Origin of the sequence: Streptomyces sp. NPDC058157 (genome assembly GCF_042884105.1) — a bacterium.
Taxonomy (GTDB): domain Bacteria; phylum Actinomycetota; class Actinomycetes; order Streptomycetales; family Streptomycetaceae; genus Streptomyces.
In genome coordinates, this window is record NZ_JBHVUQ010000062.1 from 14,650 (window position 1) to 40,307 (window position 25,658).

Consider the following 25,658-nt stretch of genomic DNA (forward strand, 5'->3'; position numbering starts at 1 on the left):
GTGGAGTGCACCGGTTTCTCCTGACCCCGCGCTGGTGGGGGATCAACGTCTTCGTCGCGCTCGCCATCCCGTTCTGCCTGTTCATGGGGACCTGGCAGCTCGGCCGGTTCGAGGACCGCGTCGGCAGCCACCGGGAGGCGGGTGCCGAGCGGCCCGCCGAGGAGGCGGCCGCGCCGCTGGACTCGCTGCTGCCGGTGGACACGAAGACCTCCGGGCGGCTGGCCTCCGCCTCGGGCGAGTACGGGCAGCAGCTGCTCGTCCCCGAGCGGGACCTCGACGGCAAGAGCGGTTTCTACGTCCTGACCCTGCTGCGGACCGACTCCGGCAAGACCGTCCCGGTGGTCCGGGGCTGGCTGCCGGGTACGGCGGACGCGGCGAAGGCCCCGGCCCCGCCGACCGGGCGGGTCGAGGTGACGGGGGCCCTGCAGGCCTCGGAGAACGCCGGCACGAAGGGCGTGCACGCGCAGGGCGGGCTGCCGGCGGGCCAGCTCGGGGTGATCGGGTCGGCCACGCTGGTCAACCTGGTGCAGGACCCGCTGTACGACGCCTGGCTGACGGTGCAGACCCCGTCGGACGGGATGGTCCCCGTCCCGGCGCAGGCGCCGAGCAACACCGGGCTGGACCTGAAGGCCTTCCAGAACCTCGGCTACACCGGTGAGTGGTTCGTCTTCGTCGCCTTCGTGCTGTTCATGTGGTGGCGGCTCTACCGGCGCGAGCTGGAGACCCTGCGCGACGCCGAAGCGGGGCTGCTGCCCGCCGCGAGCCCGGCGGACGCACCGGTGGCCTCGGCGAAGACGGCCTCCGCTACGGCGCCGGCTGGGGAATGAGCCCCGTCCGGTAGACCGTGCCGCCACAGGCCTGCGGAATGGTGGTCTGGGTGACCGGGGCGCCCGTGGCGGTGGCCGGGGCGTGGGAGACCGCCACTCCGGCCGGGTCCGGGTCGGCCGGCCGCTGTGCTCCGCCTGCCGTGTCCCCGGCCGGGACGCCCATGGCTCCGCCGGCCGGGGTGTCGGCCGCACCGCCGTCGGACTGGCCCGCCGGGCGCTGCGCCGCGCCGTCCTGCTGCCGGGTCGAAGCCTTGGGACCGGGGGTGGCGGCCGGGCAGGACTGTGCGGAGGGCACCCAGGCGAAGAGGACCTCGTACGCCTGCTTCGGCTGGAGCACCAGTGCCGGTGCCTCCTCGGAGGGGTCGGGCAGCCGGCTCGCCGGGTCCCCCGCCGTGTGGCCCGTGACCGTCACGCCGCGGGGCTGTGCGGGCGGCGGGCCGTGCGTCAGCGAGGAGGCCGTCACGGTGTCGGGGCCGGTGACCGTACAGCCCCGGGCGGAGACGTTGGTGACCTTGAAGCTGCCGTAGACCTTGCCGTCGGTCTCGGGGGCGCGGGCGCTGCCCGCCACGCCGAGCTGGTCGGCGGTGCATTCGGGGGCCATGGCGGCCGCTCCGGCCGGGGGCTGCGGGCCGTTGCCGAGGGCGGCCGTGGGGATGCCGACGCCGGAGGGGCCCGCCGACACACCGCCGGAGGGGGAGCCGCCGGGCTGCGGGGAGGGCCGCTCGCCCGTGCCGCCCGCCGTCTGCCCCCGGTCGGCGGGCCGCACCGGCTGCGGCCGCGTCCCGCCGGCGGGTCCGTCGTGGTGCGGGTCGCCGGGGAAGCCGCCCTGGGCCTCACCGTGGCCCGCCATCGCCGAGTGCCCGGCGGCCGCGCCCTCGTCCTCGTCGCCCAGGTGCAGTGCGGCGGGGATCCCGGTACCGGCCAGGAGCACGGCCACGGCCGCTCCGACGAGGGTGTGCCGTTTGCGGGCCCGGCGGGCGGGCACCGCGTGGCGCAGCCGTTCCAGTGCCCCTTCGGAGGGTTCCAGGCCCTGAACGGCACCGGCGAACAGGCTGCGCAGCACCTGCTCGTCACCGGCGGTCGGTGCGGCGGGGCCCGACGGCGGGTTCTTGTGGTCGTCCCTCATGACTGCGCAGCCTCCATCGCCACCCTCAGCGCGGCAATGCCCCGCGATCCGTACGCCTTGACCGAGCCGAGCGATATGCCGAGCGTCTCGGCGACCTGGGCCTCCGTCATGTCCGCGAAGTAGCGCAGCACCAGCACCTCGCGCTGGCGGCGCTGGAGTCCGCGCATGGCCTTGATCAGGTCGTCGCGCTCGAGCTGGTCGTACGCCCCCTCCTCCGCGCTGGCCATGTCCGGCATCGGCTTCGACAGCAGCTTGAGGCCGAGGATGCGGCGGCGCAGCGCCGAGCGCGAGAGGTTCACGACGGTCTGGCGGAGGTAGGCCAGGGTCTTGTCGCGGTCGCGCACCCGGTTGCGGGCGGAGTGGACGCGGATGAAGGCCTCCTGGACCACGTCCTCGCAGGAGGCGGTGTCGTCGAGGAGGAGGGCGGCCAGGCCGAGGAGCGAACGGTAGTGGGCCTGGTAGGTCTCGGTGAGGTGGTCGACGGTGGTCCCGGCCACGACCGGCGGCGCGTCGGCGGCGCCCTCGGCGACGGCGGCGGTCTCGCGGACGGCGGTGTCGGCGACGGAGCCGTCGGCGACCGCGGTGTCGCCGCCGGCGGCCGGCGGGGCGACGGCGGGGCCCGCGGCCGGGTCCGCGGTGTCACGGGGCGAGGGCACACGGCCGCCCGGGGCCGCCCCGACGGACGGCGCGGCGGGTGCGCCCGCCGGCGGGACGGGCATGATCACAGGAATGCCGCCGTATGCGCCGGTGCGCCGGCGCGGGGGAAGGATCCCCGAGCGTGCCGGTACGACGGCGAAGTCCAAGAGTGCCTCTGCCACGCCCGTTGGACACGCGTGCCCCCGCGAGGGTTGTACGCGTGAGGCAGAGTATTCAGCAATTTCCCCATTGCCTTCATGCGTACCCGCTCTTCCCGATTGCCCCATTCATCCAGGCGGCAGTCGGTCCATCACCTTGATCAAGGGATCACAACCGATCCTACAAAGCGAGTTGCGCGAATTCACCCGCGATCAGTTCCGAGATCTGAGCGGCGTTGAGCGCGGCACCTTTGCGCAGATTGTCCGCACACACGAAGAACTCCAGGGCCCGTGCGTCGTCCAGCGAGCCCCTCAGCCGGCCCACCCAGGCCGGATCCGTCCCGGCCGCGTCGGCCGGTGTCGGCCACTCCCCCGCCGCCGGATCGTCCACGAGGACCACCCCGGGGGCCGCTTCCAGGATCTCCCGGGCGTGCGCCGCGGCCACCTCGCGCTCGAAGCGGGCCCGCACCGTCAGGGAATGCCCGGTCACCACGGGGACCTGGACGCAGGTCACGGAGACCGGCAGGGCCTCCAGGCCCAGGATCCGCCGGGTCTCGGCCCGTACGGCCAGCTCGTGCGAGGACCAGCCGTCCGCGCGCAGCTCACCGGACCACGGCACCACGTTCAGCGCGAGCGGCGCCGCGAACGGCCCGGTGTCCTCGCCGACCGCACGGCGGACGTCCCCGGGCTGCTCGCCCAGCGGGCTCCCCGCGACCAGCGCCAGCTGGCGGCGCAGCGCCTCCGCGCCGGCCCGGCCCGAACGGCTGGCGGCCTGGTAGGAGGAGACGGCCAGCTCGGCCAGCCCGTACTCGGCGTGCAGCGCGCCCAGGGCGGCGATCATCGCGGCGGTCACGCAGTCCGGGCCCGCGACGATCCCGCGCGGGCGGTTGCGTACGGCGGGGGCGTTGACCTCGGGCACCACCAGCGGCACCTCGGGGTCCTCCCGGAAGGCGGGGGACTGGTCCACCACCACGGCCCCGCGCGCCGTGGCCACGGGAGCCCAGCGCGCCGACACCTCGGCCGGGGTCAGGAAGAGCACGACGTCGCCCTCGCCGAGGCCCTCGAAGGCGTCCTCGGTGAGGGCGAGCACCTCGGTCTCCTCACCGCGGACGGCCAGCACGCGGCCGGCCGAGCGCGGGGAGGCGATCAGGCGTATGCCGCCCCAGACGTCCGCCCGCTGGGACAGGATCTGGAGCAGGATCGATCCGACCGCCCCGGTCGCCCCGACCACGGCGAGCGCCGGGGCCGGGGCCGACCGGTGCGGACTCATCGTCCGGTGCCTCCGTAGACGACCGCCTCGTCGCTGTCGGAGTCGAGGCCGAAGGCCGTGTGGACGGCGATGACGGCCGCGTTGACGTCGTCCTGGCGGGTCACCACCGAGATGCGGATCTCGGAGGTGGAGATCAGCTCGATGTTGACGCCCGCGTCGGACAGCGCCTGGAAGAAGGAGGCGGTGACGCCCGGGTTGGTCTTCATGCCCGCGCCGACCAGGGAGATCTTGCCGATCTGGTCGTCGTAGCGCAGGGAGTCGAAGCCGATCTGCCCCTTGGCCTTCTCCAGGGCGTCGATGGCCTTGTGGCCCTCGGTCTTGGGGAGGGTGAAGGAGATGTCGGTCAGGCCCGTGGAGGCCGCCGACACGTTCTGGACGATCATGTCGATGTTGATCTCGGCGTCCGCGATGGCGCGGAAGATGGCCGCGGCCTCGCCCGGCTTGTCCGGAACGCCGACGACGGTGATCTTGGCTTCGGAGACGTCGTGGGCGACTCCGGAGATGATGGCGTGCTCCACCTGCTCGTCCCCTTGCGACTCGGGCTTCTCGTTGCTGACCCAGGTACCCGGCAGTCCGGAGAAGGACGAACGGACGTGGATCGGAATGTTGTAGCGGCGCGCGTACTCGACGCAGCGGTGCAGCAGCACCTTGGAGCCGGAGGCCGCGAGCTCCAGCATGTCCTCGGAGGAGATCCAGTCGATCTTCCGGGCCTTCTTCACGACGCGGGGGTCCGCGGTGAAGACGCCGTCGACGTCGGTGTAGATCTCGCAGACCTCGGCGTCCAGCGCCGCGGCCAGCGCCACGGCGGTGGTGTCCGAACCGCCGCGGCCCAGGGTGGTGATGTCCTTGGAGTCCGCGGACACGCCCTGGAAACCGGCGACGATGGCGATGTTGCCCTCGTCCAGCGCGGTGCGGATACGGCCCGGCGTCACATCGATGATGCGCGCTTTGTTGTGGACCGAGTCGGTGATCACACCTGCCTGGCTACCGGTGAACGACTGGGCCTCGTGGCCCAGGTTTTTGATCGCCATGGCCAGCAGGGCCATGGAGATCCGCTCTCCGGCGGTCAGCAGCATGTCGAATTCCCGCCCGGCAGGCATCGGGGATACCTGCTCGGCGAGATCGATCAGCTCGTCCGTCGTGTCGCCCATCGCGGAAACCACGACGACCACCTGGTGGCCGTTCTTCTTGGCGTCCACGATCCGCTTGGCGACGCGCTTGATGCCCTCGGCATCGGCTACGGAGGAGCCTCCGTACTTCTGCACGACAAGGCCCACGTGCGCTCCTCGCTCGGTCCGTCTCATTGCGGGTGCAGTCTAACGAGCGGCCGGGATCCGACCGCCTCGTACCACATCATGAGATGGAATTATTTACGGCCAAGACGGCCGAGCTCCTGCTCCATGACCTGTCCGGCCTGCTCCACGAGGTCCTCCTCGGTGAGGTCCTCGTCCGTGTCCAGGCCGTCGAGGGCCGCGAGCGGCTGGTTGAGGCGGACGTGCGAGATCAGCGACTGGAGGGCCCGCAGGGTGGCCGAGGCCGTCGGCCCCCAGTTGGTGAAGTACGAGAACTGCCACCACCACAGCGCCTCGGTGATCCGGCCCGCCTCGTGGTGGATGAGCCCGTGCCGCAGGTCGGCGACCACGTCGGCCAGGTCGTCGGAGATCCGGTGCGCGACCGGGGCCTTGCGCGGCTCGTACGGGTCGAAGACCTCGGAGTAGACGTCGACCGGCTCCAGCATCACGGCGAACCGCTCGCGCAGGTCGTCCACGTCCGGCTCCGGGCCCAGGTCGGGCTCGTAGCGCTCCTCGGGCAGGACGTCCTGGTACGCGCCCAGCCGACCGCCCGCCAGCAGCAGCTGCGACACCTCCAGGAGGAGGAAGGGAACGGCGCTGTCCGGGTCCTCGCCCTTGGCCACCTCGGTGACCGCGACGATGAAGGACTCGATCTGGTCCGCGATCGAGGCGGCGAAGTCGTCCGGATCCTGTCCCAGGGCGTGCAGCGTTGCGTCAGACATCGAGAAGTCGCCTTCCTTCAAAGGCCCGCCCGAGCGTGACCTCGTCCGCGTACTCCAGGTCTCCCCCGACGGGGAGCCCGCTGGCCAGGCGGGTGACCTTCAGGCCCATGGGCTTGATCATGCGGGCGAGGTAGGTGGCGGTCGCCTCGCCCTCCAGGTTCGGGTCGGTCGCGAGGATCAGCTCCGTGACCGTCCCGTCCGCGAGGCGCGCCAGCAGCTCGCGGATGCGCAGGTCGTCGGGGCCGACGCCCTCGATCGGGCTGATCGCGCCGCCCAGGACGTGGTACTTGCCCCGGAACTCGCGGGTCCGCTCGATCGCGACCACGTCCTTCGGCTCCTCGACCACGCAGATGACCGTGGTGTCGCGGCGCGGGTCGCGGCAGATGCCGCACCGCTCCTCCTGCGCCACGTTCCCGCAGACCGCGCAGAACCGGACCTTCTCCTTGACCTCGAGCAGCGCGTGCGCGAGGCGGCGGACGTCGGTGGGCTCCGCCTGCAGGACGTGGAAGGCGATCCGCTGCGCGCTCTTGGGCCCGACGCCGGGCAGCCTGCCCAGCTCGTCGATCAGGTCCTGGACCACGCCTTCGTACAACGGACTGCCTTCTTTCGGTTCTGGTGCTGTGTTCTACAGGGAACGGGGGCGGGACGGGAAGGGACGCGCTAGAAGGGGAGGCCGGGGATGCCGCTGCCGGCGCCGCCCAGGCCCTGGGCCAGCGGGCCCAGCTTCTGCTGCTGGAGGGCCTGCGCGTTCTCGTTGGCCGCCTGGACCGCCGCGACGACCAGGTCGGCGAGGGTCTCGGTGTCCTCCGGGTCCACGGCCTTCGGGTCGATGACCAGGGCGCGCAGTTCGCCGGAACCGGTGACGGTGGCCTTCACCAGGCCGCCGCCGGCCTGACCCTCGACCTCGGTACGGGCCAGCTCCTCCTGGGCCGTCGCGAGGTCGCGCTGCATCTTCTGGGCCTGCTGGAGGAGCTGCTGCATGTTGGGCTGGCCGCCACCGGGAATCACGGGTACTCACTCCATCTGCGCATCGGCCTGGCTCCGGCCGTCGGGAACGCTCGGTCAGTCCGAGCCTACGTGCTCCCCGGGCGCGGCGCCCTACGCCGGGAGGACCAACTCTTTCGGGTGAGAGACGGGGCGTGCGCGTCCCTGATGGCGCCCTCCTTGCGGGCGGAAAACCGGGGATTCGTTGTCCATCGCGTGTCATTCGAAGGTAGGAAGTGCATGCGCACCATTGCGCACACGCGCACCACGACACGTCAGTGCAGGCAGAGGGAGTGCCCGGGTGAGTCAGCCGGAGATGCAGCCCGAGGGGCCACCCCGGGATCCCGCAGAGGACGGCGACCTGACCGGCCGGCCGTTCCCCCTCGGCGACTGGGGCGAGCCGGCCGAGCGGCTCGACGAGCTCTACCGGCGGGTGGAGGCCGACGCGCTGCGCACCGCCGAGTGGTACCTGTCGGACCGGGCCTGGAAGCGGCGGGGTGCGCGGACGCTGCGGGCGGGTGCGGCCGTGGGCGCCGTCACGGGCGCGGCGATGCCGCTGCTGGAGCTGACCGGCTCGGCCCCGGGGGCGGCCCCGTACGGCTACCTCTCGCTGCTGCTGGCCGCCGCCTGCCTGGCCTGCGACCGGTTCTTCGGGCTGACCTCGGGGTGGATGCGGGACGTGGCGACCGCGCAGGCGGTGCAGCGCAGGCTCCAGACGCTCCAGTTCGACTGGGCCTCGGAGAACGTGCGCGAGGTGCTGGGGCCGACGGAGGGCACGGCGAGCGAGGCCGCCGAGCGCTGCCTGACGGTGCTGCGGCGGTTCTCCGAGGACGTCACGGAACTGGTGCGGTCCGAGACGGCCGACTGGATGGTGGAATTCCGGGCGGGTCCGACGCCGCTGGCCATGCAGTCCCTGGCCGCCGCCCCGGCCCGCCCGGAGCCGGGGGTCCCCCCGGCCCGTTTCCCCCTCCCGCCGGGCACCCGCCCGAACATGCCGCGCCAGCGGCCCCCGGAGCAGCCCCGCTGAGGGGGACCGGGTCCGTCAGCTGAAGATGATCATCGAGCCTTGGCCCAGGCTCCGGGTGGCCGCCGCGTGCAGGCCCAGCCAGACGTGCCGCTCCCGGGCGAACGGGCTCGCGTCGTACGGGATCGGTCCCGCGGGCTCCTCCAGCGCCGTCGGCCCGCCCGGCGGCGCCGGCGCGGCGGGGGGATTCATCGGGTCTATCCCGATCGCGGGGGCGACGAAGGCCAGCTCCCGCAGCAGCCCCTGCGCCGACCCCAGCGGCCCGCCCCCGGCCAGCAGCTCCTCGTTGGCCAGCGGCGCGGGGAAGTCCACCGGGACGTAGGCCCCCGCGTGGTCGTAGTGCCACACCAGGTGCGACTGCTGCGCGGTGGACTCGAACATCTCCAGCAGCTGCTCGTAGTCCCCGCCCAGCTCGTCCACCGGCGTCACCGGCAGACCGCAGAGCTGGAGCAGGTACGCCCGCCGCAGGAAGTGCAGGGCGTCGTAGTCGAAACCGGCCACCGGGGCCACGTCCCCGCTCAGGCCCGGCATGTAGGCGAACACGGGCACCGACGGCAGACCCGCCTCGCCCAGCGCCTTGTCGTACGCGGCGATCTCCTCCGCGAAGGGGTTGTCGGGGCTGTGGCACAGCACGTCGACAAGGGGGACCAGCCACAGGTCACAGGCCACGCGGGCTCCGATCAGTCGTTGCCGCCGATCCGGCCAGCGTAATGCGCCGGACACGCTCCGCGAAGGGGTGCGCAGAACCCGGCGTGACAGTGCGGCGGCGGACGGGACCGCTCAGAGGGTGGCGGCCCAGTCCAGCCCGTGCTGGTTGTAGGCGCGCACGATGCGGCGGACCTCCTCGGCGTCGGCCAGCGTGACCGCGTCGACCAGCTCGCCGTGCCCGTCCCACAGGGCGGTCCCCAGCTCCGCCGCCCCCTGGAGGTGCGGCACGGAGAAGACCCAGCACTGCACGCGGATCCGGTGCAGGAACTCGGTGATGTAGGTGTTGCCGACCAGCCCGCTGAGCTCCCGCCAGAACCTCAGGTCGTAGCCGATCAGCACTTCGAGCGAACCGCTGCGCGCGGCCCGCCGCGCCTCCTCGGCGCGGCGGCGCACGGACACCAGCCGCTCGGCGGAGCCGGGAGCGGCCCCGCATTCCACGAGCCGGCGGAAGATCCCGTCGAGTATGAGCATCCGAGCCTCGATCATGCCCCGGTAGTCGTCCACGCTGTAGACGCGGACCCGGAAGCCCCGGTGCTGCACCGATTCCAGCAGCCCCTGCGCGGAGAGGTCGACCAGCGCCTCGCGGACCGGGGTCGCGGAGACCTCGTACTGCTCGGCGATCTGCTTGACCGTGAACTCGGTGCCCGGGGGCAGCCGGCCCGCGAGCACCTCGTCACGCAGCGCGTCCGCGATCTGCTGTCGCAGGGTGCTGCGGGTGACACCGCCGCTGCCTGGCATAGGGGTCCGTCTCCTCGGTAGAACTTCGGACACCTTAGGCCAGGCAGCGCGGCCGAAACCGATCGGTTCCCCGCCGTTATGCGGATATACCGACCGCTATGCGGACGATCAGGCCCCCGTGGTGTGGCGGTCGGCGACGCTGAGGGCCTCGTCCAGGAGGGCCAGACCCTCCTTGGCCTCGGCGTCCGTGACGTTGCACGGGGGGACGACGTGCGTCCGGTTCATGTTGACGAACGGCCACAGTCCGGACGCCTTGCAGGCCGCCGCGAACTCGGCCATGGGCGCGTTGTCGGCGCCGGCGGCGTTGTACGGGACGAGCGGCTCGCGCGTCTCCTCGTCCCGGACGAGTTCCAGGGCCCAGAAGGTGCCGAGCCCGCGGACCTCGCCGACGGACGGGTGGCGCTCGGCGATCTCGGCGAGCCCGGGGCCGATGATCTCGGCGCCGACGCGGGCGGCGTTCTCGACGATGCCCTCCTCGGCCATCGTGTTGATCGTGGCGACGGCGGCGGCGCAGGCCAGGGGGTGACCGGAGTAGGTCAGTCCGCCCGGGTAGGGGCGGGTGGCGAAGGTCTCGGCGATCGCGCCCGAGATGGCGACGCCGCCCAGGGGCACGTATCCGCTGTTCACGCCCTTGGCGAAGGTGATCAGGTCCGGGGTGACGTCCCAGTGCTCCGCGGCGAACCACTTGCCGGTGCGGCCGAAGCCGGACATGACCTCGTCCAGGATGAAGACGATCCCGTAGCGGTCGCAGAGCTCGCGCACGCCGGCCAGGTAGCCGGGCGGCGGGGTCATGATGCCGGCGGTGCCGGGCACCGACTCAAGGATGATCGCGGCGACCGTCTGCGGGCCCTCGAAGGCGAGGGTGTCGGCGAGGTGGGCGAGGGCGCGCTCGCACTCCTCGGCCTCGGTGCCGGCGTGGAACGGCGAGCGGTAGAGGAACGGGCCCCAGAAGTGGACGACGCCGGCGGAGGCGGTGTCGGAGGGCCAGCGGCGCGGGTCGCCGGTGAGGTTGATCGCGGCGGCGGTGGCGCCGTGGTACGAGCGGTAGGTGGACAGCACCTTCTGCCGGCCCGTGTGCAGCCGGGCCATGCGGACGGCGTTCTCCACGGCCTCGGCGCCGCCGTTGGTGAAGAAGATCTTGTCGAGGTCACCGGGGGTGCGCTCGGCGATCAGCCGGGCCGCCTCGGAGCGGACGTCCACGGCGAAGCCGGGGGCCAGCGTGCAGAGCTTCGCGGCCTGCTCCTGGATGGCCGCCACCACCCTGGGGTGCTGGTGGCCGATGTTGGTGTTGACCAGCTGCGAGGCGAAGTCGAGGAAGCGGTTCCCGTCGTAGTCCCAGAAGTAGGAGCCCTCGGCCCCGGCGACGGCCAGCGGGTCGATCAGGGCCTGGGCGGACCACGAGTGGAAGACGTGAGCGCGGTCGGCGGCCTTGACGGTCGCGCCGGTGACATGAGGGGTCATGGCGTCACGCTAGAAGTGCGCAGGTGGGAACGGATATCGGCGGACTGTATGGGGGTGGGGGGCCGCCCTCGGCAGTCTGTCTGCCCGGGGAGGCATTGACAGCATGCTGTCATCGGTGGAGCGTGGTGGGGTAGCTCCCACACTCCGCCCGCCCGTGTCCCCGGAGGCGTCCCGTGAGCACCACCCCGAACCCTGCCACCGGCAAGGCCGCCGCGGCTCCCCCGCCCGTGCACCTCGCGGTGTACGACACGTACGCGGACTGGGAGACCGGCCACACCACCGCGCACCTCACGCGGCGCGGTCACCGCGTCCGTACGGTCGGCCCGGCGGCCGGGGTGCCGGTCACCACCATGGGCGGCCTGCGCGTCCTGCCCGACCTCGCCCTGGCCGGCCTGCGCCCCGAGGACTCCTCGCTGCTGATCCTGACGGGCGCACGGCTGTGGGACACCGGTGACGAGCTGGCCCCCTTCGCGGCCAAGGCCCGCGAGTTCCTGGCGGCCGGGGTGCCGGTCGCGGCGATCTGCGGGGCCACGGCGGGGCTCGCCCGGGAGGGCCTGCTGGACGAGCGCCCGCACACCGGCGCGGCCGCCGCCTACCTCGCCGCGCAGCCGGGGTACGCGGGCGCCGCCCGGTACGTGGAGGCCGACGCGGTCACCGCGGGCGACCTGATCACGGCGGGGCCGACGGAACCGGTGGCCTTCGCCCGGGAGGTGTTCGCCCGGCTGGGGGTGTACGGGCCGGAGGTGCTGGACGCCTGGTACCGGCTGTTCCACGACTCCGACGCCAGTGCCTTCCCGGTCCTGATGGCGGCGGCGGAGGCCGGCGATGCCTGAGCCGCCGGCGCGGGATCCGGGGGAGGGCGGCCTGCCGGGGCGGGGGGCCGTGGCGGGGCGGGAGGGGCTTTCGGGGCGGGAAGGACTTTCGGGGAGGGGGCGGCAGGAGTTGCTCAGCCGGACCGCGCTCGGCGTCTTCCGGCTGAACGGCCAGTTCCTCGCCGTCTCCGAGGAGCTGGCCCGGCCGGCCGGGCTGACGGCCGCGTGGTGGCAGGTGCTGGGCGCGGTGCTGGCGCGGCCGCTGCCCGTCGCGGAGATCGCCCGCACGATGGGGATCACCCGGCAGAGCGTGCAGCGCGTGGCGGACCTGCTGGCCGCCGAGGGGCTCGCCGAGTACCTGCCGAACCCCGCCCACCGCCGGGCGAAACTGCTCCGGCCGACGGAGGAGGGCCGCGCGGCCGTCGCCCGCATCGGCCCGGCCCACGCGGAGCTGGCGGCCCGGCTGACGGCCCTCCTGGGCGAGGCGGCCCTCGCGGAGACGGCGGCGGCACTGGAACGGCTGTCGCGGGCACTGGCCACACTGGCGTCGGAACCCGGCGGCTGAGCGGACGGGCCCCTACCCCCCTCCCCCGCGCCCCCGGCCGGGGCTACTCTCACCCCGACCGGCACCCCAGGGGGAAGGGACTCGCCCCGGCGATGGAACAGCTGCATCCGTCCGACCCGCACCACATCGGCCCGTACCGCATCCTGTCGCGGCTCGGCGCCGGAGGCATGGGCCAGGTCTACCTCGCCCGCTCCGACCGCGGCCGCACCGTCGCGGTCAAGCTCGTCCACCCCGGCCTCGCCGCCCGCGAGGAGTTCCGCGCCCGCTTCCGCCAGGAGGTCGCCGCCGCGCGGCGCGTCGGCGGCACCTGGACCGCGCCGGTCCTGGACGCCGACACCGAGGCCCAGGTCCCCTGGTTCGCCACCGGTTACGTCGCCGGGCCGAGCCTGCGCCAGGCCGTGGCCCACGACTTCGGCCCCCTGCCCGCCCGCACGGTACGGATCCTGGGCGCCGGACTCGCGCACGCCCTCCAGGAGATCCACCGCGCCGGGCTCATCCACCGCGACCTGAAGCCGTCCAACGTCCTGCTCACGCTCGACGGCCCCCGCGTCATCGACTTCGGCATCGCCCGCCCGCTGGAGGACCCCGCCGGTGGAATGACCCGCACCGGGGAACTCGTCGGCTCGCCCGGGTTCATGGCGCCGGAACAGGTGCGCGGCGAAACGGTCACCCCGGCCTGCGACGTGTTCTGCCTCGGCGCCGTCCTGGCGTACGCGGCCACCGGACGGCTGCCGTTCGGCGACGCGGAACGGCCCGGCGGGACGGCGGGGCTGCTGCTGCGCATCGTCGAAGCGGAACCCGAACTGGACGGCGTGCCGGCCGAACTGCGGGAGCTCGTCGCGCGGTGCCTGCACAAGGATCCCGCCGCGCGCCCGGCCCCCGCGGACGTCCTGGCACGGATCGGCGCGGGCGACACGGTGACGGACGGGCGCCATGGGGAACCGTGGCTCCCGGGGGCGCTCGTGGCGCAGCTCGGGCGGCACGCGGTCCAGCTCCTCGACCGCGAGGACACCGGCCCGGACGGCGTCCCGGGGCCGGAGCGCTTCCCGGGACCGGACGGCGTCCCCGGCCCGTACGGCAACCCGGGGCCGTACGGCGCCCCGGGTCCGCACGGCGCCCCCGGCCCGTACGGGCCGGGAATGTACGGGCCTCCCGGCCCCGGCCCGGTGGCGGCGCCCGCCGTGGTGCCCGCCACGCTGGCGGCTCCCGCGCACCACTTCTACGGTCCGCCGTCCGGGCCCCAGCAACCGCCGCCCGGCTACCCGCAGCCCCCGTCCGCCGCGCCCGCGCCCCGTTCGCGCACCACGTCGACGGCCTTCCTCGTCGCCACCGCCCTGGTGGTGGCGACGGCTGCGGGCGGCACCGTGTACGCCCTCATGAACGGGGACCGCACGCACCGGTCCCCCGACGGGGGCCGCCCTTCGGCCTCGTCCCCCGCCCCCGCCCCCGCCCCCGCCCCCGGCTCCGCGTCCGGCTCCGCGTCCGGCGCCTCGTCCGGCGCCTCGTCCGGCGCCTCGTCCGGCGCCTCGTCCGGAAGCGGAACCCCGGCCGGGCCGCCCGGAACGCTGCCTTCCGGCTATGCCGGCAGCTGGCGCACCACCTCCGGCGCCGCCTCCTGGCACCTGGTCCTCACCCCCGGCGCGGTGGGCGACTCCGTCATGACCCTGAGCGTCGATGCCCCCGGCTACTCCTGTTCCTGGCGGGCCACCCTGCGCAACGCCCCCGACCCGGTCGAGCTCAGCTCGTCCACGGTCGTCTCGGGCGCCCCGCCCACCTGCACCCCGGGCGGCTGGAGCCGGCTGCGGCTGCTGCCCGACGGGAGCCTGCGCCGCGAGCTGGACGGGTCGGCCAGCGCCCCTCTCACGTATGAGCGGGACTAGGCCACCGGGGCGGGTGCGTCACCCGGTGAGCCGGTCCAGCTCCTCGGTGAGGGCGGTGCGCAGCGCGTCGTGGCGGGGTGCGAGGGCGTGGCGGTCGCCGCGCCAGTACTCCTCGTCGCGGTAGAGCCAGACCGGCATGCGCACCAGGTCGGCGGGCTCCCAGTCGTAGCGGGGCCAGATGTGGGCGTGCAGGTAGGGGTCGGTGTTGCCCAGGATCTCTATGTTGACGCGGCGGAAGGCCGGGTCGAGGCGGGCGCAGGCGCGCTCGACGGCCTCGGCGAACCGTTCCAGGTCGGTGAGGTAGGCGGCGCGGCGGGCCGGTGCGAGGTCGGAGAGCCGGGTCACGGCGGGGTCGTCGGTCAGCAGGACGGAGTAGCCGGGGAGGAACTGCCGGTCGCCGATCGCCGCGAACCCTGCCTCCAGGCGGCGCAGGACCGTGGGGTTCTGCCCCCGGTGGGCGCTGCCGATGCGGTCGTGCCGCCAGTCGTTGCCGTTGTCGGTCATTCCCGGACCCTAGCCGCGGTGTTGGCTCTCAGGTACGGCACGTCATACCTGAGAGCCACTTCGAAGGCGGCTCCCCAGTGTGATGCCGACCAGGGGTCCGGATTCCTAACTTCATTACCGGAGCGGGCGAGTGCCCGATCGGGAGCGAAGCACGGGGGCACCGCCATGAACAGCCTGCTGGACAGTGTGACCGGCGCCGGCGCCGACGACGAGAACCGCGACGGCAGCGGCGACGACGGCAACGGCGGCGGCGACAACGGCCGCGACGGCCGGTCCCGTGGCCGTCGGGGCCGGCTGCGGCGGACGCTGCTGGCGGGGCTGGTCGCCGCCGCCGTGGTGGTCCCCGTGTCCGCCGCCGCTTCCCCCCAGGTGCCGGCGCCGGCGCCGGCCGTGTTCGACGAGTCCGCCCCCGCGCAGGAGCGCTATGCCGCCAACCTCGCCAACCTCACCGAATCGGCCCGGATGGCCGAGCGGGCGGGACGGGGCGAGCGGGCGGCGAAGCTGCGGGAGATGGCGTCGGCGGGGGCGGGGGACGCCAGGTTCCTCACCTTCGACGGGCGGGGCAGGGGCCGGGCGATAGAGGTGTTCGGCGATCTCGGCACCGCCGACCGGATAGCCGTGCTGGTGCCCGGCTCCGACACCACCCTGGACACCTACCGGCGCTTCCGCGACGGCGCGCTCAGCCTCCAGCGGCGGCTGGCGCAGGAGCACCCGCGCTCCGCGGTGGTCGCCTGGCTCGGCTACGACACCCCGGGCACCGTCAGCACCACCGTGCTGACCGCCGACCGCGCCGACGCGGCCGCCGCCGAACTGGGCCCGTTCCTGTCCCGGTTGACGGGTCTCGCCCCGGCCGGCGCCCGTCTGTCGCTGCTGTGCCACTCCTACGGCTCGGTGGTCTGCGCCCGGACGGAGACCGGCCCCGGGGTGAGCGACCTCGCCCTGTTCGGCAGCCCCGGGACGGGGGCCGACACCGCCGCCGGGCTGCCGACGCGGGCGCGGGTGTGGGCCGGTCGGGGCAGCGGGGACTGGATCGCGGACGTGCCGCATGTCCGGCTCGGCGGGGTCGGGTTCGGCACCGATCCCGTGGACCCCGCCTTCGGCGCCCGGGTCTTCGCCGCGGGTACCGCCGGGCACAGCGACTACCTCAAGCCCGGCACCGCGTCCCTCGAGAGCCTGGCCCGCATCGTCCTCGGCACGGAGGTGGTCCCGCATGTCTGAGCTGCGTGACCGGTGGGGCGTCCTCGCGGAGCGGGTGGACCGTGCGACCCCGGCCGGGCGGGACCGGGCCGTGGACGCCCTGCGGGCCCTCGCGATCCTCGGGGTGGTGCTCGGGCACTGGCTGGTCACCGCCCTGACCACGAGTGGCGGCGCCCTGCAGGGCACGAGCCCGCTGGTGCGCATGCCCTGGCTGGCCCCGTTGTCCTGGGTGTTCCAGACCCTGGCCGTGTTCTTCCTGGTCGGCGGCCATGTCGCGGCCCGGGGGTACGGGTCGGCGCGGGCGCACGGGGTCGCGTACGGGGCCTGGGTGCGGCAGCGGCTGGGGCGGCTGTTCCGTCCCGTGGCGGCGGTGGTCGCCCTGTGGGTGGCCGTCGCGGGCGGGCTGCTGGTGGGCGGGGCCGGTGGCGAGACCGTGCGGACGCTGCTCACGCTGGTGTGGTCGCCCCTGTGGTTCCTGCTGGTGTTCGCCGCGCTGACCGCCGCGACTCCGCTGGTGGCCCGGCTCAGCCCGGTGTGGCCGCTGGCGGTGGTGGCGGGGGTCGACCTGTGGCGGTTCGGGCTCGGCGGGCCGCAGTGGGCCGGCTGGGTCGACGTGGCCGCGGGCTGGCTCGTCCCCTACACCCTGGGGGCCGCCTGGGCCCGGGGGGCGTTCGCCCGGCGGCGGCCGGCCCTGCTCCTGCTCGGCGGTGGGGCGGCCGCCACCGCCGCGCTGGTCCTCTGGGGCGGGTACCCGGCGTCGATGGTGGGGGTGCCCGGGGCGGCGATATCCAACCTGAACCCGCCGACGCTGGCCGCCGTCACGTTCGGTCTGGCCCAGTGCGGGCTGGCCCTGCTGGTGCGCGAGCCGCTGGCCCAGGCGATGCGCCGGCCCCGGACCTGGGCGAAGGTGGCGTTGCTGAACCTGTCGGCGATGACCGTGTTCCTGTGGCACCAGACCTCGATGATGGCCGTCACCGCGCTCGGGCTGCTGGTCTCCACCGATCTGCCCGGGCTGCACACGGTGCCCGCCTCGGCGGGCTGGGTCGCCGCCCGGCTGCTGTGGCTGCCGGTGTTCGCCGGGGTCCTGGCCGTCTGCTGGGCCGCGTTCCGGGTCCACGAGCGGCCCCGGGGGCGAGCAGCCGCCCGTACCCCTGGTGACCGGCGTCCGGCCGCTGCCCCCGGGGGCTCCCGTGCCTAGGCTGGACGGCGTGAACGAGCAGAGCGAGCCCCCGGAGCCGGCGATCTCCCCCGAGCGGGACGACCGCTCCGTGCGCGGTGTGGCCCGGCAGTTGTTCACCCTCCGGCGGGATCCGCTGCCGCCCATGAAGCGGCCCCGGTGGCTGGCCCGGCTGCCGCACGGGCTCGTCCTGTACGCGGCGGTCCTGTTCGGGTTCCTGACGTCCGCACAGCTCCAGGACCACTACGGGGTGCACGATCCGCGCATCGTCGTCCTGTCCCTGTTCACCGGCTTCTCGATCGTGGCCGCGCTGTTCCGGCCGGTCGCCGCCTGGTGGCTCGGGCTGGTGACGGCCGGGTTCATCGCCGCCACGATCCACGGCGGTGTCGGCCAGGGCCAGAGCTGGCCGTGGACGCCGATCGGGCCCTGGGCCTTCGCACCGCTGGTCCTGCTCGTGGCCCTGCGGGTCCCGCCGGTGGTCACGGCCGCGGTGATCGGGGTCTCCGTGGCCGCCACCGGCGCGGCCGAGGCGGTGTTCCGGCCCGAACACGGCCAGAGCAGCACGATGGACGCGTTCCTCGTCTTCGGCTTCGCCGGGCTCCTCGGGTACGCCCTGCGGGCCACCCGGCTCGCCCGCAGCCAGCTCGTCGCGCAGGAGACCCTCACCGAGGAGGAGCGGGCCCGGCGGACCCTGCTGGAGGAGCGCAGCCGCATCGCCCGCGAGCTGCACGACGTGGTCGCCCACCACATGTCGGTGATCTCCATCCAGGCGCAGGTCGCCCCGCACCTGGTGGAGAACCCGTCCGAGGAGCTCAAGGAGAACCTGGCGGGAATCCGCGAGAACGCCCTGGAGGCCCTGACGGAACTGCGCCGGGTGCTGGGCGTGCTGCGGTCCGAGCAGCCCGGGGACGAGGCTGTCCCCCACCATCCGCAGCCCACCCTCGCCGACCTGGACGGGCTCGTGGACAACGTGCGCGGCGCCGGCCTGGAGGTGACCTGGGAGGTGGCGGGGATCCGGCGGCCGCTGACCCCGGGGGTGGAGCTGACCGCGTACCGGATCGTGCAGGAGGCGCTCAGCAACTGCCTGCGGCACGCCCCCGGTTCCCGGGTGGAGGTGGGGATCGCCTACGGGCCGCGCGACCTGCACCTGTGCGTGGCGAACTCGGCTCCGACCCGGCCCGTCCCGCCCTCACCGGGCGCCGGGCACGGGCTGCTGGGGATGCGGGAGCGGGCGGGCATGCTGGGGGGCGAACTGGCCGCCGGACCACGGCCTGGAGGCGGGTACGAGGTCGGCGCCGTCCTCCCGCTGGACCCGCCCGGCCCGTCCGCCCACGAGACGAAGAAGGACGCATGAGCACTCCGATCAGGGTGATGATCGCCGACGATCAGATGATGGTCCGGCAGGGCTTCACCGTCCTGCTGAACGCCCAGCCCGACATCGAGGTGGTCGGGCAGGCCGTCGACGGGTCGGACGCGGTGGCGAAGGCCGCCGAACTGGGGCCGGACGTGGTCCTGATGGACATCCGCATGCCCGGGATGGGCGGCATCGAGGCCACCTCGGTGATCACCGCCGTCCCGGACTGCGCGGTGAAGGTGCTGGTGCTGACCACCTTCGACCTGGACGAGTACGTGTACGAGGCGCTGCGCGCCGGTGCCTCCGGGTTCCTGCTGAAGGACGCGTCGGCCGATCAGCTGGCCGAGGCGGTCCGGGTGGTGGCGGCCGGCGAGGCCCTGCTGTCGCCGAACATCACCAAGCGGCTGATCACCGAGTTCTCCCGGCTGGGCGCCCCGCGCGCACCGTCGAAGGCGCGGCTGCGGGACCTGACGGAGCGGGAGACGGAGGTGCTGTCGCTGATCGCCCAGGGGCTGTCCAACGCGGAGATCGCCGGGCATCTGGTGCTGGCGGAGCAGACGGTGAAGACGCACGTGGGCCGGATCCTGGTGAAACTGGGCCTGCGGGACCGCACGCAGGCGGCCGTGTTCGCGTACGAGACGGGTCTGATCCGTCCGACGGGCTACTGAGGGGCCCGTGTAGTACCTGAGGGGGACCCCGGGAAATCCCCTTCAGCGGCGACGCGGACGAACCGGGCCCCGGCCTACCGTGAAGACATGACCGAGACGACCACCGGGGCGACCCCCCGGCCTCCCGAACTGCGGCTGGCTTCGGGCCTGATCCAGAGCCTGCGTGACGACCTGCTCACCGATGTCCTCGCCTTCCGGCCGCTCGCCCCGATGCGGACCGACGGGCGGCTGCCCCGGCTGCTGCCGCGGCGGATACGGCCGCAGGCGGCGTACCTGCCGCATGCGGCGGTCGCGGCGGTGGCGTTCTTCGTGTTCCTGCTGGGGAACACCGACAGGTTCGACGGGGTACCGCCGGTCCAGTCCCTGCTGACCGGTGTGCTGGCGGCGGCTCCGGTGCTGATGACCCTGGTGCGGCCCGTGGGCGCGTTCTGGGCGGCCCTGGCCGTCACCGCGGTGCTGGCGGTCCTCCACGACCGGATCCTGGTCTGGCCGTGGTCGCCGGCCACCTTCGTCGGGCAGCTCGCGGTGATGACGTTCGTGGCGATGCGGACCCGGCCCCGGGTGGCCGGGTGGATGTGGGTCGTCACCCTGGTGTTCGGGACGGCCCTGCCGATCCTCGTCGGCTCGGCCGGTTCGGTGCAGCCGGCGCCGATGGCGGTCACCTCGGCGGTGCTGCTGCTGGCGGTGACCGTGCGCAACACCCGGCGGGAGGCCAGGCAGGAGGTGACGGCGCAGCAGGAGGTGACGGCCGTCGAGCGGGACCGGCGGACCCTGCTGGAGGAGCGGACGACCATCGCGCGCGAGCTGCACGACGTGGTGGCGCACCACATGTCGGTGGTGGCGATCCAGGCGGAGGCGGCCCCGTACCGGGTCAAGAACCCGCCGCCGGAGCTGGAGGCGGCCTTCGCCACCATCCGGGAGAACGCGGTGGCGGCGCTGACGGAGCTGCGCCGGGTGCTGGGTGTGGTCCGGTCCGCGGATTACGAGGCCCCCGAGGCCCCGCAGCCGACGCTGGCCTCGCTGGACGGGCTGCTGGCCAATGTGCGGGAGGCCGGGCTGAGCGTGGAGAAGACGGTGACGGGGGCGGTGCGCGAACTGCCGCAGGGCGTGGAGCTGTCGGCGTACCGGATCGTGCAGGAGGCCCTGAGCAACAGCCTGCGGCACGCGCCGGGGGCGTCGGCGGGGGTGGAGATCTCGTACGTGCTGGGGGGCTTGGGGATACGCGTGGTCAACGGTCCGGCGGTCGGGGACGTCCGGCCCTCGCCGGGCGCCGGGCACGGGATCACGGGGATGCGGGAGCGGGTGGCCATGCTGGAGGGGGAGATGACGGCCGGGGAGAGCGCGGGTGGCGGCTACGAGGTGGCCGTGTTCCTTCCGGTGCGCGGTCTGCCGCGGCCGGAGGAGACGCCGGTATGACGATCAGGGTGTTGATCGTGGACGACCAGATGATGGTCCGCGAGGGCTTCTCCGTCCTGCTGAATGCGATGGAGGGCATCGAGGTCGTCGGCGAGGCGGTCGACGGCCGGCAGGCCATCGCGCAGGTGGCGGCGCTGCGGCCGGACGTGGTGCTGATGGACATCCGGATGCCGGAGATGAACGGGCTGGAGGCGACCCGGCACATCGTGGCGGCCGACGTGGACGCCAAGGTGCTGGTCCTGACGACCTTCGACCTCGACGAGTACGTGTACCAGGCGCTGCGGGCGGGGGCTTCGGGGTTCCTGCTGAAGGACGCGTCCGCGCGGCAGCTGGCGGAGGGGGTGCGGGTGGTGGCGGCCGGGGACGCGCTGCTGGCCCCGTCGGTGACGAAGCGGCTGATCCTGGAGTTCTCGAAGCTGTCGGAGGTCTCGCGGGCCCCGGATCCGGCGGGGGTGGGGGAGTTGACGGAGCGGGAGACGGAGGTGCTGGTGCTGATCGCCCAGGGGCTGTCCAACGCGGAGATGGCCGACCGGCTGCTGGTCGCGGAGTCCACGATCAAGACGCATGTCAGCCGGATCCTGGTGAAGCTGGGCCTGCGGGACCGTACGCAGGCGGCGGTGTACGCCTACGAGACACGGCTGGTGACACCGGCTTAGGGTGCGCGGATGGGCTTTGATCCGTGGGACGCCGCTTTCGTCGCCGATCCGTACCCCGCCTACCGGGAGTTGCGGGAGCGGGGGCGGGCCGAGTGGTCGGAGGCGACCGGGCAGTGGCTGGTGTCGCACCACGCCGATGTGAGCGCGCTGCTGCGGGACCGCAGGCTGGGGCGGACCTACCTGCACCGGTTCAGCCACGAGGAGTTCGGGCGCGAGGCCCCGCCGCCGGAGCACGAGCCGTTCCACGTGCTCAACGGCAACGGGCTGCTGGATCTGGAGGATCCCGCGCACGGGCGGGTGCGCCGGCTGGTGTCGAAGGCGTTCACCCCGCGCACCGTGGAGCGGCTCGCGCCCGCCGTGGACCGGCTGGCGCGGGAGCTGGTGGCCGGGCTGCTGGCCGACGGCGGCGGGGACCTGCTGACGGCCGTCGCCGAGCCGCTGCCGGTCGCGGTGATCGCGGAGCTGCTGGGGATCCCCGGGACGGACCGGGGGCTGCTGCGGCCCTGGTCGGCGGACATCTGCGGGATGTTCGAGCTCCGGCCGGACGAAGGGACCGCGCGGCGGGCGGTGACGGCCAGTGTGGAGTTCAGCGCCTATCTGCGGGAGCTGATCGCCGAGCGGCGCCGGCGGCCGGGCACGGATTTGATCTCCGCGCTGATCGCCGCCCACGATGAGGGGGGCCGGCTCAGCGAGCAGGAGATGATCTCCACCTGCGTCCTCCTGCTGAACGCCGGGCACGAGGCGACGGTCAACACCACCGTCAACGGCTGGTGGGCCCTCTTCCGCCATCCCGCGGCGCTCGCCGGGCTGCGCGCGCTCCCCGGATCCCCCGGTCCCGAAAAGTTGTCCACAGCTGTGGACGAACTCATGCGCTACGACACTCCCCTCCAGATGTTCGAGCGCTGGGTGCTCGACGACATCGAGGTGGGAGACGCCCTGATCCCGCGCGGCGCCGAGGTCGCCCTGCTGTTCGGGTCCGCCAACCGGGACCCCGCGCGCTTCGCGGACCCGGACGCGCTGGACCTCGGACGGGCCGACAACCCGCACCTGACGTTCGGCGCCGGCATCCACTACTGCCTGGGCGCCCCGCTGGCCCGCCTGGAGCTGGTCTCCTCCTTCGGCGCGCTGCTGGACGAGAAGGTCCCGCCGATGCGGCTCGTCCGGGAGCCGCAGTGGCAGGAGGGCTATGTCATCCGGGGGCTGCGGGAGCTGCTCGTCGAGTTCTGAGCGGCCGCGGCGGCGCAGCCCGGTGGCGGGGTGGTGGGGGCCTGCCTAGCGTGGGCCGGGCAGAGGTCCCCGTCCCCTCCGAGGAGAGGCACGTCCCCATGTCCATGCCCGACAAGCCCGCCGTCGTCCTGGTCCACGGATTCTGGGGCGGCGCCGCCCACTGGGCGAAGGTCATCACCGAACTCCACCGGCGCGGCTTCCGCGACCTGCACGCGGTCGAGAACCCGCTCACCTCGCTGGCCGACGACGCCGAACGCACCCGCAAGATGGTGCGCCAGATCGACGGGCCGGTCCTGCTGGTGGGCCACTCGTACGGCGGGGCCGTCATCACCGAGGCCGGTGACCTGCCGAACGTCACCGGTCTGGTCTACATCGCGGCCTTCGGCCCCGACGCCGGGGAGAGCCCCGGCGCGCTCAGCGAACAGCACCCGCCGGCGGCGTTCCCGAACATCGCTCCCGACTCGGACGGCTACCTGTGGCTGCGGCAGGACAAGTTCCACGAGAGCTTCGCGCAGGACCTCACGGCGGAGGAGGCCCTCGTGATGGCGGTCACGCAGAAGGCCCCGCTCGGGTCGACCTTCGGTGACGCGGTGACGGCTCCGGCGTGGCGGAAGAAGCCGTCCTGGTACCAGGTGTCCACCGAGGACCGCATGATCCACCCCGACAACGAGCGGATGATGGCGGAGCGGATGGGGGCCCGCAAGACGGTCGAGCTCGACGCGTCGCACGCGTCGCTGGCGTCGCGGCCGGGGGAGGTATGCGACCTCGTGGAGGCCGCGGCGGGGGACCTGGCCGGTCGGTAGCCGGGCCTGGGGGGCGGGGTCGGGGTGCCTGCGGCGCCACTCCCCGCCCCGCCCTTTCTCCGTTTCCCGGGGACACCCCGGACCCCGCGCCTCAAACTCCCCCAGCTATCGCCGGGAGGGGCCCCCAGGCGGGGCTGTCGGCAGCCGGAGTCATACCCGCGGCAGGGTCAGGGACCAGGCCGACGGATGGCGGGTCCAGGTGCGGCGGCGGGTCGGGGCGCCGGGCTGGGCGTGGTCGGCGCGGTAGTGGAACGCCGCCGCCGGGCCCGAAACCGACACCGTGACCGCGTCCCCGTGCCCCGTCAGCGGCGCACCGCCCCGGACCCGGACCACCACCCGGGCCGGGCCGCCGTCCTCCCGGGGCCTCACGGCCACGTCCTCCACCGGGCGGTCCTCGTCCACCAGGACCACCCCGTCCACCTCCACCCGCAGCCGCTGCACCGGTCGCCCCGCCCCCGGCGCCGCCGCCGGAGCCGGCAGCAGGGTCCGCAGCAGCGACCGGTACCCCCCGGTCCGCCGCGCGGCCGGCGCCGACGGGGCGGAGATCCGCAGCCCGCCCAGCACCACCCCGCCGCAGTCGTCCACCAGCAGGTCCCGCGGCCGCGTCACCCCGTCCAGCGCGGCCCGCGCCGCGAACACCGCCGACAGCGGCACCCCCAGCGATCGCGCCAGCGCCAGCGACCCCACCGGCCCCACCGGTACGAGGGAGACGGCGGCGTCCCCGGCCCCCGGCTCGCCGTGCAGCAGCCCCACGGCCCGCACCAGCGCCCGGTCGTCGCCGACCACCACCGGCCGCCGATGACCCCGGCGGGCGAGCGCCCGCGCAAATTCCTCCTGCGAATCCGGGAGGCAGATTTTCGCCGCAGCTCCCGCTGACAACACATCCTTCGCGATTCGCACGGACTCGCCGTCAAGACGGCGGGCGACCGGGTCGACGAGCACGAGCAGACCGCCTACCGGCGCGCCCGCATGGCTCATGGTGGGCTCTGGAGCCGACACCTCGGTCCTTCCTCGGGTAGCATCTTTGTGCAAGAGGCCCTTGCGCTATTGCGCCAGGGCCTTCGTCTATTCCGGGGCACCGGTCCGACGGCTCAGCCTGCGGTGTACATCGTCGTACGCCCCCTGACCTTGGACATGCCCCATCCGGAAGAGGTGTACGCCTGTGCCCGCTCTTGTGCTGCTCGGAGCTCAGTGGGGTGACGAGGGCAAGGGAAAGGCCACCGACCTGCTCGGTGGTTCCGTTGACTATGTGGTGCGCTACCAGGGTGGCAACAACGCCGGCCACACGGTGGTCGTAGGCGACCAGAAGTACGCGCTGCACCTCCTCCCCTCCGGCATCCTCTCCCCCGGATGCACGCCGGTCATCGGCAACGGTGTCGTCGTCGACCCGGCCGTCCTGCTCTCCGAGCTGCGCGGCCTGAACGAGCGCGGCATCGACACCTCCAAGCTGCTCATCAGCGGCAACGCGCACCTCATCACGCCGTACAACGTCACCCTCGACAAGGTCGGCGAGCGCTTCCTCGGCAAGCGCAAGATCGGTACGACCGGCCGCGGCATCGGCCCGACCTACGCGGACAAGATCAACCGCGTCGGCATCCGGGTCCAGGACCTGTACGACGAGTCGATCCTCACCCAGAAGGTCGAGGCGGCGCTGGAGGGCAAGAACCAGCTGCTCGCCAAGCTGTACAACCGCCGCGCGATCGAGGCCTCCGCGATCGTCGAGGAGATGCTCCAGTACGCGGACCAGATCAAGGGCTACGTCGCCGACACCACCCTGATCCTCAACAACGCGCTGGACGAGGACAAGGTCGTGCTCTTCGAGGGCGGCCAGGGCACCCTGCTCGACGTCGACCACGGCACGTACCCCTTCGTCACCTCCTCGAACCCGACCGCCGGCGGCGCCTGCACCGGCACCGGCGTGGGCCCGACGAAGATCAGCCGCGTCATCGGCATCCTCAAGGCCTACACGACCCGTGTCGGCGCCGGTCCGTTCCCGACCGAGCTGTTCGACGAGGACGGCGAGGCGCTGCGCCGCATCGGCGGCGAGCGCGGTGTGACCACCGGCCGTGACCGCCGCTGCGGCTGGTTCGACGCCCCGATCGCCCGCTACGCCACCCGCGTGAACGGCCTGACGGACTTCTTCCTCACCAAGCTCGACGTGCTGACCGGCTGGGAGGAGATCCCGGTCTGCGTCGCGTACGAGATCGACGGCAAGCGCGTCGAGGAGCTGCCCTACTCGCAGACCGACTTCCACCACGCGAAGCCGATCTACGAAACCCTGCCGGGCTGGTCCGAGGACATCACCAAGGCCAAGACCTTCGCGGACCTGCCGAAGAACGCGCAGAACTACGTGAAGGCGCTGGAGGAGATGTCGGGCGCCCCGATCTCCGCCATCGGCGTCGGCCCCGGCCGCACCGAGACGATCGAGATCAACTCGTTCCTCTAAAAGGCTG

General features: G+C 73.6%; 26 protein-coding genes. 14 read left to right on the plus strand and 12 right to left on the minus strand.

Annotated features, from left to right (window positions below):
• The first annotated feature begins 5 nt into the window (after positions 1 to 5).
• The gene (locus tag ACFVXK_RS17825) at positions 6 to 827 is read left to right on the plus strand and encodes an SURF1 family protein (RefSeq protein ID WP_389612690.1); all 822 of its coding nucleotides are present in this window, start codon (positions 6 to 8) and stop codon (positions 825 to 827) included.
• On the opposite strand, the gene ACFVXK_RS17830 is transcribed toward ACFVXK_RS17825, so the two are convergent.
• From ACFVXK_RS17830 to ACFVXK_RS17860, 7 genes are all read right to left on the minus strand, one after another.
• Complete coding sequence (locus ACFVXK_RS17830) at positions 805 to 1,953, minus strand: hypothetical protein (RefSeq protein WP_389612692.1); 1,149 nt, start codon at positions 1,951 to 1,953, stop codon at positions 805 to 807. The genes ACFVXK_RS17825 and ACFVXK_RS17830 overlap by 23 nt on opposite strands.
• Complete coding sequence (locus tag ACFVXK_RS17835) at positions 1,950 to 2,672, minus strand: SigE family RNA polymerase sigma factor (RefSeq protein WP_389612694.1); 723 nt, start codon at positions 2,670 to 2,672, stop codon at positions 1,950 to 1,952. The genes ACFVXK_RS17830 and ACFVXK_RS17835 overlap by 4 nt, the downstream gene beginning before the upstream one ends.
• 256 nt (positions 2,673 to 2,928) lie before the next feature.
• The gene (locus ACFVXK_RS17840) at positions 2,929 to 4,017 is read right to left on the minus strand and encodes an aspartate-semialdehyde dehydrogenase (protein ID WP_389612696.1); all 1,089 of its coding nucleotides are present in this window, start codon (positions 4,015 to 4,017) and stop codon (positions 2,929 to 2,931) included.
• A complete protein-coding gene (locus tag ACFVXK_RS17845) occupies positions 4,014 to 5,294 on the minus strand; it encodes an aspartate kinase (RefSeq protein ID WP_358897607.1) in 1,281 nt (426 codons plus the stop codon). The genes ACFVXK_RS17840 and ACFVXK_RS17845 overlap by 4 nt, the downstream gene beginning before the upstream one ends.
• 89 nt (positions 5,295 to 5,383) lie before the next feature.
• Positions 5,384 to 6,031, minus strand: a complete 648-nt coding sequence (locus tag ACFVXK_RS17850) for a DUF5063 domain-containing protein (protein ID WP_389612698.1) — start codon at positions 6,029 to 6,031, stop codon at positions 5,384 to 5,386.
• Positions 6,024 to 6,623, minus strand: coding sequence for a recombination mediator RecR (recR, locus tag ACFVXK_RS17855; RefSeq protein WP_388943094.1), 600 nt, complete (start codon positions 6,621 to 6,623; stop codon positions 6,024 to 6,026). Before recR ends, ACFVXK_RS17850 begins: the two co-directional genes overlap by 8 nt.
• Positions 6,624 to 6,691: 68 nt before the next feature.
• Positions 6,692 to 7,039, minus strand: coding sequence for a YbaB/EbfC family nucleoid-associated protein (locus tag ACFVXK_RS17860; protein WP_045945808.1), 348 nt, complete (start codon positions 7,037 to 7,039; stop codon positions 6,692 to 6,694).
• A gap of 277 nt (positions 7,040 to 7,316) precedes the next feature.
• On the opposite strand from ACFVXK_RS17860, the gene ACFVXK_RS17865 reads away from it, so the two are divergent.
• A complete protein-coding gene (locus ACFVXK_RS17865; RefSeq protein WP_389612701.1) occupies positions 7,317 to 8,042 on the plus strand; it encodes an SLATT domain-containing protein in 726 nt (241 codons plus the stop codon).
• 15 nt (positions 8,043 to 8,057) lie between these two features.
• Here ACFVXK_RS17865 and ACFVXK_RS17870 read toward each other — a convergent pair whose 3' ends face one another.
• From ACFVXK_RS17870 to ACFVXK_RS17880, 3 genes are all read right to left on the minus strand, one after another.
• Positions 8,058 to 8,708, minus strand: coding sequence for a hypothetical protein (locus ACFVXK_RS17870; protein ID WP_389612703.1), 651 nt, complete (start codon positions 8,706 to 8,708; stop codon positions 8,058 to 8,060).
• Between the two features lie 111 nt (positions 8,709 to 8,819).
• Positions 8,820 to 9,485 (minus strand): GntR family transcriptional regulator, encoded by a 666-nt coding sequence (locus ACFVXK_RS17875; RefSeq protein WP_389612705.1) that lies wholly within the window; start codon positions 9,483 to 9,485, stop codon positions 8,820 to 8,822.
• 108 nt (positions 9,486 to 9,593) lie between these two features.
• Positions 9,594 to 10,946 (minus strand): aspartate aminotransferase family protein, encoded by a 1,353-nt coding sequence (locus tag ACFVXK_RS17880; protein ID WP_389612707.1) that lies wholly within the window; start codon positions 10,944 to 10,946, stop codon positions 9,594 to 9,596.
• Positions 10,947 to 11,119: 173 nt separating this feature from the next.
• Here ACFVXK_RS17880 and ACFVXK_RS17885 point away from each other — a divergent pair, with 173 nt between their 5' ends.
• From ACFVXK_RS17885 to ACFVXK_RS17895, 3 genes are all read left to right on the plus strand, one after another.
• A complete protein-coding gene (locus tag ACFVXK_RS17885; RefSeq protein ID WP_389612709.1) occupies positions 11,120 to 11,779 on the plus strand; it encodes a DJ-1/PfpI family protein in 660 nt (219 codons plus the stop codon).
• Positions 11,780 to 11,888: 109 nt separating this feature from the next.
• The gene (locus tag ACFVXK_RS17890) at positions 11,889 to 12,323 is read left to right on the plus strand and encodes a MarR family winged helix-turn-helix transcriptional regulator (RefSeq protein ID WP_389612712.1); all 435 of its coding nucleotides are present in this window, start codon (positions 11,889 to 11,891) and stop codon (positions 12,321 to 12,323) included.
• 92 nt (positions 12,324 to 12,415) lie between these two features.
• Complete coding sequence (locus ACFVXK_RS17895; RefSeq protein WP_389612714.1) at positions 12,416 to 14,203, plus strand: protein kinase; 1,788 nt, start codon at positions 12,416 to 12,418, stop codon at positions 14,201 to 14,203.
• 18 nt (positions 14,204 to 14,221) lie between these two features.
• Here ACFVXK_RS17895 and ACFVXK_RS17900 read toward each other — a convergent pair whose 3' ends face one another.
• Positions 14,222 to 14,707, minus strand: a complete 486-nt coding sequence (locus ACFVXK_RS17900) for an HIT family protein (RefSeq protein ID WP_389612716.1) — start codon at positions 14,705 to 14,707, stop codon at positions 14,222 to 14,224.
• Positions 14,708 to 14,872: 165 nt separating this feature from the next.
• Between ACFVXK_RS17900 and ACFVXK_RS17905 the strand changes: the two genes are divergently transcribed.
• The 8 genes from ACFVXK_RS17905 (at position 14,873) to ACFVXK_RS17940 (ending at position 23,205) form a co-directional block, all read left to right on the plus strand.
• A complete protein-coding gene (locus tag ACFVXK_RS17905; protein ID WP_389612718.1) occupies positions 14,873 to 15,925 on the plus strand; it encodes an alpha/beta hydrolase in 1,053 nt (350 codons plus the stop codon).
• Complete coding sequence (locus ACFVXK_RS17910) at positions 15,918 to 17,102, plus strand: acyltransferase (RefSeq protein ID WP_389612720.1); 1,185 nt, start codon at positions 15,918 to 15,920, stop codon at positions 17,100 to 17,102. The genes ACFVXK_RS17905 and ACFVXK_RS17910 overlap by 8 nt, the downstream gene beginning before the upstream one ends.
• A 10-nt stretch (positions 17,103 to 17,112) precedes the next feature.
• Complete coding sequence (locus tag ACFVXK_RS17915) at positions 17,113 to 18,435, plus strand: histidine kinase (protein ID WP_389612723.1); 1,323 nt, start codon at positions 17,113 to 17,115, stop codon at positions 18,433 to 18,435.
• A complete protein-coding gene (locus ACFVXK_RS17920; RefSeq protein WP_389612726.1) occupies positions 18,432 to 19,103 on the plus strand; it encodes a response regulator in 672 nt (223 codons plus the stop codon). Before ACFVXK_RS17915 ends, ACFVXK_RS17920 begins: the two co-directional genes overlap by 4 nt.
• Positions 19,104 to 19,190: 87 nt before the next feature.
• Entirely contained in the window at positions 19,191 to 20,519 is a 1,329-nt protein-coding gene (locus tag ACFVXK_RS17925; protein ID WP_389612728.1) for a sensor histidine kinase, read from the plus strand.
• A complete protein-coding gene (locus ACFVXK_RS17930; RefSeq protein WP_389612731.1) occupies positions 20,516 to 21,175 on the plus strand; it encodes a response regulator in 660 nt (219 codons plus the stop codon). The genes ACFVXK_RS17925 and ACFVXK_RS17930 overlap by 4 nt, the downstream gene beginning before the upstream one ends.
• 9 nt (positions 21,176 to 21,184) lie before the next feature.
• Positions 21,185 to 22,402, plus strand: a complete 1,218-nt coding sequence (locus ACFVXK_RS17935; protein WP_389612733.1) for a cytochrome P450 — start codon at positions 21,185 to 21,187, stop codon at positions 22,400 to 22,402.
• Positions 22,403 to 22,506: 104 nt separating this feature from the next.
• Entirely contained in the window at positions 22,507 to 23,205 is a 699-nt protein-coding gene (locus tag ACFVXK_RS17940) for an alpha/beta hydrolase (protein WP_389612736.1), read from the plus strand.
• Positions 23,206 to 23,355: 150 nt separating this feature from the next.
• Here the strand turns inward: ACFVXK_RS17940 and ACFVXK_RS17945 are convergent, their stop codons facing one another.
• Entirely contained in the window at positions 23,356 to 24,183 is an 828-nt protein-coding gene (locus tag ACFVXK_RS17945; protein WP_389612738.1) for a diacylglycerol kinase, read from the minus strand.
• Between the two features lie 184 nt (positions 24,184 to 24,367).
• On the opposite strand from ACFVXK_RS17945, the gene ACFVXK_RS17950 reads away from it, so the two are divergent.
• Positions 24,368 to 25,651 (plus strand): adenylosuccinate synthase, encoded by a 1,284-nt coding sequence (locus ACFVXK_RS17950; protein WP_125599878.1) that lies wholly within the window; start codon positions 24,368 to 24,370, stop codon positions 25,649 to 25,651.
• Positions 25,652 to 25,658: the final 7 nt, after the last annotated feature.